The following is a 388-nucleotide window of genomic DNA, read 5'->3' as shown; positions in this document are numbered from 1 at the left end:
GGGTACCGGCGACGGCGATACCGTGGCGATAGCGCATCAGCTCGGCGAGCATTTCTGCACGCGGCACTACGGGAATGCGGCGTTCAAGGGCAGTCGCCACTTCCGGGTTGGACGTGTTCACTGCGCTCGACACCACCAGCACGTCGGCGGTAGCGGCGTTCTCGGCACGGTGACCAATGAAGATCTGCGCGCCAAACGATTCAAGGCGCTCGGTGACCGGCGACGCTTTCAGGTCGGAACCGGAAACTTGGTAGCCCAGGTTCAGCAACACTTCAGCGATGCCGCACATGCCCACGCCGCCGATGCCGACGAAGTGGATGCGACGGATGCGGCGCATTTCCGGTTGTGGCATGGCTTTCTGATTCTCAACCATGGGCCACCTCCAGAC

At 62.6% G+C, this 388-nt stretch carries 1 protein-coding gene; it reads right to left on the bottom strand.

Going from position 1 to position 388, the window contains the following annotated elements; genetic code table 11:
• Nucleotides 1-373: Mur ligase domain-containing protein (locus AAEY83_RS13080; protein ID WP_351059388.1), on the bottom strand; the 373-nt coding region annotated here is incomplete at its 3' end.
• Nucleotides 374-388 lie beyond the last annotated feature (15 nt).

The organism is Psychrobacter sp. TB20-MNA-CIBAN-0197 (genome assembly GCF_040309765.1).
Classification (GTDB): Bacteria; Pseudomonadota; Gammaproteobacteria; order Pseudomonadales; family Moraxellaceae; genus Psychrobacter; species Psychrobacter submarinus.
The sequence above is the reverse complement of the archived record's forward strand: the minus strand, read 5'-3'. Positions and strand labels throughout refer to the sequence as shown.